General features: G+C 35.8%; 7 protein-coding genes. 6 read left to right on the plus strand and 1 reads right to left on the minus strand.

The genetic code is table 11. From position 1 onward, the window contains the following. Positions 1-17: 17 nt before the first annotated feature. Positions 18-2243 carry an alpha-galactosidase gene (locus tag GHD00_RS19130; protein WP_163539813.1) on the plus strand — a complete coding sequence of 742 codons (2226 nt, stop codon included), beginning with the start codon at positions 18-20 and terminating at the stop codon, positions 2241-2243. 43 nt (positions 2244-2286) lie between these two features. Here GHD00_RS19130 and GHD00_RS19135 read toward each other — a convergent pair whose 3' ends face one another. Next, positions 2287-2943, minus strand: a complete 657-nt coding sequence (locus tag GHD00_RS19135; protein ID WP_163539814.1) for a YczE/YyaS/YitT family protein — start codon at positions 2941-2943, stop codon at positions 2287-2289. Positions 2944-2985: 42 nt separating this feature from the next. On the opposite strand from GHD00_RS19135, the gene GHD00_RS19140 reads away from it, so the two are divergent. The 5 genes from GHD00_RS19140 (at position 2986) to GHD00_RS19160 (ending at position 6743) form a co-directional block, all read left to right on the plus strand. Further along, complete coding sequence (locus tag GHD00_RS19140; RefSeq protein ID WP_163539815.1) at positions 2986-3822, plus strand: AraC family transcriptional regulator; 837 nt, start codon at positions 2986-2988, stop codon at positions 3820-3822. Positions 3823-4090: 268 nt separating this feature from the next. Further along, a complete protein-coding gene (locus GHD00_RS19145; RefSeq protein WP_163539816.1) occupies positions 4091-4513 on the plus strand; it encodes an RrF2 family transcriptional regulator in 423 nt (140 codons plus the stop codon). A gap of 98 nt (positions 4514-4611) precedes the next feature. Next, positions 4612-5100: a Crp/Fnr family transcriptional regulator gene (locus tag GHD00_RS19150; RefSeq protein WP_163539817.1), complete on the plus strand. Its 489-nt coding sequence runs from the start codon at positions 4612-4614 to the stop codon at positions 5098-5100. A 24-nt stretch (positions 5101-5124) separates the two neighbouring features. Beyond that, complete coding sequence (locus GHD00_RS19155) at positions 5125-5505, plus strand: IDEAL domain-containing protein (protein WP_163539818.1); 381 nt, start codon at positions 5125-5127, stop codon at positions 5503-5505. A 287-nt stretch (positions 5506-5792) separates the two neighbouring features. Next, complete coding sequence (locus GHD00_RS19160) at positions 5793-6743, plus strand: arsenic resistance protein (protein WP_163539819.1); 951 nt, start codon at positions 5793-5795, stop codon at positions 6741-6743. Positions 6744-7157 lie beyond the last annotated feature (414 nt).

Genomic DNA, 7157 nt, shown 5'->3' on the forward strand with positions numbered 1-7157 from the left:
AAAAGGAGTTATGAATTATGACCATCATCTATAACGATCAGACAAGAGAATTTCATTTGCAAACAAATAATGCAAGTTATATTATGACGATTCTTGAAAATGAGCAATTAGGTCATTTGTATTATGGAAAAAAAGTAAGACATAAAGACTCATTTCAGCACTTATTAGTAACAGGGCATCGCTCTAATATTACGTATTTAAAAGAGGGGGATATGAATTTCTCCCTTGAACAAACGAAACAGGAATATCCTTCATATGGTACAACGGATTTTCGTGAGCCAGCTTTTCAGATTCTGCAGGAAAATGGAAGCAGAATCACAGATTTTAAATACAAAAATCATCGTATCTTTAAAGGGAAACCTAAATTAGAAGGTCTTCCTGCAACCTATACAGAACAGGATGATGAAGTTGAAACAATAGAAATTACATTATATGATGAATTGATTCAAGCAGAAATTATTTTGTTATACTCGGTGTTTAAAGAACATGATGCGATTACAAGAAGTGTTCAATTTGTAAACCATGGCGAAGAAAACTTAAATCTATTACGTGCCATGAGTGCTAATGTAGACTTTTTTGATTCAAACTATGAAATGGTACAGCTTTCAGGAGCATGGGTGAAAGAAAGGCATGTAAAAACGAGAAAGCTCGAAACAGGAATTCAGCAGATATCTAGTACACGAGGAACAAGCAGCAGTCAACATAACCCATTTTTAGCTTTAAAGCGACCTGAAACAACAGAATCGCAAGGAGAAGTTTACGGTTTTAGTTTTGTTTACAGTGGTAACTTTTTAGCACAGGTGGAAGTAGATTATTTAGATGTGTCTCGAGTGAGCATGGGGCTTCATCCCTTTGATTTTAATTGGTTACTAGAAAAAGGAGAAAGTTTTCAAACGCCTGAAGTTGTCATGGTCTATTCTAATGAAGGGTTAAATGGGATGAGCCAAACCTATCACAAGTTATATCAATCAAGGTTAGCTAGAGGAACATGGCGTGACCAAGTTCGTCCTGTTCTTACAAACAATTGGGAAGGGACTTACTTTGATTTTAATGAAGAAAAAATACTGAATATGGCAAAGCAATCGAAGGAACTAGGAGTAGAGCTATTTGTCTTAGATGATGGCTGGTTTGGGAAGCGTGATGATGATACAACTTCACTAGGTGATTGGTTTGTAGATTATAATAAACTGCCAAATGGTATTACAGGTTTAGCTGAAAAAATCACAGCCTTAGACATGGATTTCGGTCTTTGGTTTGAGCCGGAAATGGTTTGTAAAGTAAGTGAGTTATACGAAGCCCATCCTGATTGGATTATTCATGTTCCAAACCGCAACAGATCGCACGGCCGTAATCAATATGTGCTAGATTTCTCTCGTAAAGAAGTAGTTGATGCGATTTTTGACATGATGGCGAAACTATTACATGATGCACCGATTTCTTACGTGAAGTGGGATATGAACCGTTATATAACAGAGATTGGCTCTGCTGCTTTACCTGCAGAGCGCCAGCGTGAAGTGGCGCACCGTTACATCTTAGGCGTATATGATTTATATGAGCGATTAACTTCTGTTTTTCCTGATGTATTATTTGAATCATGTGCAAGCGGCGGTTGTCGTTTTGATCCGGGTATGCTTTATTATGCACCGCAAGCGTGGACGAGCGATGATACCGATGCCATGGAAAGATTAAAGATTCAATATGGTACTTCATTTGTATACCCGGTAAGCTCCATGGGGGCACACGTATCAGCTGTGCCGAACCATCAAGTGGGACGTGTAACAAGCTTGGAAACAAGAGCAAATGTAGCATATTTTGGTGCATTCGGATATGAACTAGATGTTACCAAGATGTCGGAAACAGAAAAGGCGGAAATGATAGATCAAATCACTTTCTTTAAACAGCATCGAGAGCTTTTCCAATTTGGTACATTCTATCGTATTAACAGTCCGTTTTCAGAGGATGGAAACCGCACGACATGGATGGTTGTGTCCAAAGACCAATCAAAAGCTATTGTAGCAGATTATCAAGTATTAGCTAAACCTAATCCAGGTTTCAGCCGTTTATTGCTTAAAGGATTAGATGAAGCATCCTCTTATGAAATTGAAGGGTATCCAGGCATATATCATGGAGATGAATTAATGGAGATTGGTATCCAATTAGATCATGAACGTTTTAAAGCACATGCTAATTTTGATATTGTCGAAGATTTTAATTCCAAAATTTTTGTTTTAAACAAGCAATAAAAAATGGATCTTCCACCCTCGATTTGGTGGAGATCCATTTTCTCTATTTATGTGCAGGTATCGGTTGAACCTGGATGGGGCGATCTTTTTCTAACATTGGCTCTGCGACATGTTTGCGAAAGAACTGTACAAATGGCCCTGTGAAGAATGCCATGATGACAGTTGCAATACCGACAATAGCACCAAAGGAGAAGCCGATCAACACACAAGTCATATCTGTCGTGATTCGTGCTACAGGAAAAGGAATTTTATTTTTACTAAGTTTTTCGATTACAAAGGCTAAGGCGTCATATGGTGCCATTCCTAAGTTTGGTGTAATATATAAAGCTACTCCCATGCTTGCAAATATCACTGCTATAGCAACAATAATGATACGAATGGCAAGTAACGAAATGTCATCAAAAAATAAGCTATAGCTGTAAACTAAAAAGTCTGAAATAAACCCGATACCAACCATATTCACAAGAGTACCTAATCCGATTGAATAACGTGCATAGAGAAAAATAAAGCCAAGAAGTACAATATTAATGACTAATTGATACAAACCGAATGACATATTTATAAAACTGCTAACACCTAAGTTCATGGTGCTAAAAGGATCAGTGCCTAATGTACTTATCCTCAATAGTGTAACGGCAATTCCGATGAATAGATTCCCGATTAACATCATATAAAAACGTCTCCAATTAATCTTGTTCATTGGATTCCCTCCCTGGAGAAATTAATGTAAGGAGCGTATTGTATGGAAAACGCATCCGTCCTTTATATAACAGAAAAGTATTTTGATGAATTCTCATTTTTATTTTGTGGGCAAGCGTATTGTGAGCCAAGACATTCATTCGGTCCAGCGATTCGCCCATATTATATTCTTCATATCATTTTAGGTGGAAAGGGAACATTCACCCAAAATCACACCACTTATCATTTAGAAAAGGGTCAAGGTTTTCTTATTGAACCGAAAGTGATTACACATTATCAAGCTGACCCTTATGATCCTTGGACTTATATGTGGATTGGGTTTGATGGTAGCAATGTAACTTTTCATTTGAATCGGTTAGGTTTGAATCTTCAAGCACCTACCTTTCAAATAAATGATACAAGTCACTTAGAAAAAATCATATACGACATGTTAGCATATCGGCATAAGGAAAAATCGAATATGTACTCGTTATATGCTTTGTTTTATTTATTTCTATCTAACTTATCATTAGAAGTTGGCCATAAACTGGAGGAATTGAAGCTGGATGACAATTATCATGTTCAGCAAGCGATTCAATATATTCAACTCCACTATCACCAACCAATGAAGATTCATGATATAGCCGCTTCCATCAATGTGAATCGGAGTTACCTGTCCACATTATTCCAATCAAAAGTGGGACAAACCTTGCAACAATATATTACCGACCTGCGTATGGCGAAAGCGCAGGATTTATTACACGCCACTTCTCATACCATTGAAACCGTGGCACGCTCATGCGGTTATGATAATCAGCTTGTTTTTTCTAAAGCTTTTAAACGAAAGGTAGGTATTGCTCCTTCTGAGTATCGTAAGAAAAAACATACCTTATCATTATAGCTGTTGTGAGAAGAAAAGAATAGTATTTATTGTTAGATTAAATAGTCAAATTGTTGGAATTTGAAAGGTTGAGGGGAAGTATTTCTTTGAAAAAAAATGATTAATATCTTACAAACTAAATTTATTTCGTGTCATATAATGATACAAAATAAATCATATATTTTTTAGTTTCTAACAATTGACAAATATAAATGTAATGTTTAGAATTACATTTACCTGGTTATATTGATAAGTGGGGGGTAACATCACTGTTGGGGAGGACTACTACATGAATAGTGACTATTCGCTAGCTGTGCATAGTTTAACACTGCTTTCGATAATGCCTGATCGAATGTCTTCAAGTAGTGCGTTGGCAGAAAGTGCTTCCGTGCATCCTGTTCGTATTCGAAAAGTATTAAGTATGTTAAGACAGCATGGATTAGTAGAAACAAAGGAAGGCACAGGTGGCGGATTTATCTTATCAGCAGAACCAGACCAAGTGACACTGTGGGAAATTTATCAAATCACCTCAGAAGGTTCCTTGCAGCCAAAATGTTCTGAAGCAAATAAGCAATGCTTGGTAGGGGCTAACATGGAATTGGTATTATCTACAATTTTCACTGATGCAGAAAGTCATCTTGGAGCCTTTCTTCAGCAATACAGCATTGCTGACATGGTAAATCAAGTGCAACAGCATTCACATTCACTGTGATTGACTTTTCTTCTATTTAAAATGTAATATGTTTCATTACAGAAGGTAGTGAAACTACTCTATGTAATAACTAACATTACATTTGAAGGAGGGTTACGATGAATCAAGTCATGAAAACAACCAATTTAGACCGAACACACCTCCAAGATTATGGGATGAAAGTACAGGAGAAACAAGGGCATTTCGTCTATCATCCGAAAAAAACCTCAAATGGTGTTTTTTACTTAACAAAGGGTTATGTTAGGCTGGTCAATGAGAAGCAACATGCCATAAGAATTGTTAGCCCAGGGGAATTCTTTGGTGATCGTTCCACCTTTTATTCAGAAAATGTATATGCCGAAACGATCACTTCTGCGGAATATCTATTCATTGATGATGAACAATTCAAACAACTATTATATAATGAATCAGAATTGGCCAAGATAATAATGAATGACTTAACAGACCATTCTCGTTATTTAAATAACCAGCGAACCATTTGGGGTGAAGTAAAGGAACTGTCCCACTATCTACAAAAGGGTTACTCTGTAAAGTCGATCATCTGGAAAAATAAGATGAAAAAGAAAGATACCTTATGTTGTGATTAAAAATTTATAAAGGTGGTGGAAGTTATGGAACAAAAACAACAAAAAAGATTTATGGAAGGAGACTGGATAAGAGGTAAAACAAGAAGAGGGGAATTAGTTCATGGTTATCTATTAGAAACCCCTTCTCCACATTCTAAACTCTCTGTAAAAGTTGTTTTCAGCGATAATGAAAATGTAACAGGGCAAGTGACGCGGCTTGACCAAAAAAATGTGGAGTTATTAGAAGACTTAACAACTAGGACAGAAGAGGAATTACAAGATTTAATTGATTTAGCTTTAGCAACAAAGGACGAAGAATGGTTTATAAAATTATCAACCGAATTAAGAGAAAACCAAAATAAACAAGGTCAATCGTTAAAAGGGAGAGGCAATTATAAACATGAGTTCGAAAAAACCAACAAATAAAGATGTTCCTATGTGAAAGGGTATTTCCAAGATCAAACAATGATTGGAAATACCCTTTCTTTACATTTATATGGAGGTTTAGTGTAACGCAAATAAGTGACACAATGTTCACAGATTTAAGAATATTCAAACATCGTTTTAATTTGATGTGATACTATTTTAATATAATTCGCTGTAGTGGGAGAGAGTAGCAGGATAGAAGGACTTTCCTTCACAAATTTAATCAAGTATCCTAGTACATAACGAAAATGGCAGTTTGTAATACATTTATTGGGTGTGATCCGGAAGTGAGTTTAATTGAGAAGTGGTATTCATTCATCATTTTTTTAGCAGTTCTTATTGGTTTAAGTTTAGGACAATTCGAAATCTTACGAACGATTTCAGAAAGCTTTATAGTCCCTTTATTAGTAGCTATGTTATATATCACTTTCTTACAAATTCCTATAGAAGAAATAAAGAAATCTTTTAAAAATATTAAGTTTACCTTCACTTCAGCTATTATTAATTTTGTTTGGACACCTATATTAGCATGGATGTTAGCATTGTTATTTTTAGGTGACCAACCAGCATTATATTTAGGATTTATTATGCTGATGGTAACGCCTTGTATGGATTGGTATTTAATTTTCACAGGGATAGCAAAAGGAAATGTGGGATTATCAGCTGCTATCTTACCACTAAATCTTATGTTACAAATTATTTTACTACCGATTTATCTCCTGATTTTTGGAGGTCAAACAGGGGTTATAGAGCTTACGTTTTTGGCGGAAAGTATTCTGGTTGTATTGTTGACCCCATTGGCTCTAGCTTTTCTAACAAAAGTGCTGTTGGAAAATAAGCAACAATTTAGAGAAGATCTTATTTCTAAACTTAGTGTATTACCAATTTTGTTTCTAAGTCTTGCGATTGTTGCTATGTTTGCTTCACAAGGACAATTGCTGCTAGATAATGTACATGTAATGTGGCAGATAACTATTCCTATACTTTTATTTTTCGCAGTGAATTTTATCGCTAGTCAACAAATAGGAAAGATTATGAATTTTTCTACTTCTGATAAAGCCAGTTTAAGCTTAACTACTTTAGCTAGGAATTCGCCAATTGCTCTAGCAATAGCAATGACAGCTTTCCCAAACCAACCTTTAATCGCTTTAACACTAGTGATAGGCCCATTATTGGAACTGCCTATACTAGCAATCATCACGCAAATTTTATTATTTATAAACAAAAGAAAGTGTTGAGATATGTTTTTGTTTTATTAAACAGTTGAACAAAACTGCGATACAGTAAAATATTTATATAGTGCTTAAGTCCCCCTCATTTTTGAAGCCTGTAATCATACGCTCCGACAACATACTTCGCTTTCCGTGGGCGGTTTTTAGCTAACTTGGTAAAGAAAAACCCTTTACCAAGTGGATCTTCAGCTCTCGCTGTCCCACAGGAGTCTCCGTATGTTGTCTACGCTAGTGAGTGGTACGATTTATGATTTATTTCATTTTTCCATAGGTTTGATGATATTTTCTCATTCAAAACGAGCACCAACCTAAGCTGCGGAAAAATGCGAGACTCCTGTGGGAAAGGAACAGTCGATTAAGTCCGTTTAATTGTGTAAAAAAAGAATGGGCCATGTCAATTCTTGGATACAATGTTTTTAA

The organism is Gracilibacillus sp. YIM 98692, assembly GCF_010993965.1.
GTDB lineage: Bacteria > Bacillota > Bacilli > Bacillales > Amphibacillaceae > Gracilibacillus.

Coding starts and splice junctions, on each gene's coding strand:
- GHD00_RS19140 (WP_163539815.1), top strand. CDS start 2,986: ATGGAAAACGCATCCGTCCTTTATATAACAGAAAAGTATTTTGATGAA.
- GHD00_RS19155 (WP_163539818.1), top strand. CDS start 5,125: ATGGAACAAAAACAACAAAAAAGATTTATGGAAGGAGACTGGATAAGA.
- GHD00_RS19135 (WP_163539814.1), bottom strand. CDS start 2,943: ATGAACAAGATTAATTGGAGACGTTTTTATATGATGTTAATCGGGAAT.
- GHD00_RS19145 (WP_163539816.1), top strand. CDS start 4,091: ATGAATAGTGACTATTCGCTAGCTGTGCATAGTTTAACACTGCTTTCG.
- GHD00_RS19130 (WP_163539813.1), top strand. CDS start 18: ATGACCATCATCTATAACGATCAGACAAGAGAATTTCATTTGCAAACA.
- GHD00_RS19150 (WP_163539817.1), top strand. CDS start 4,612: ATGAATCAAGTCATGAAAACAACCAATTTAGACCGAACACACCTCCAA.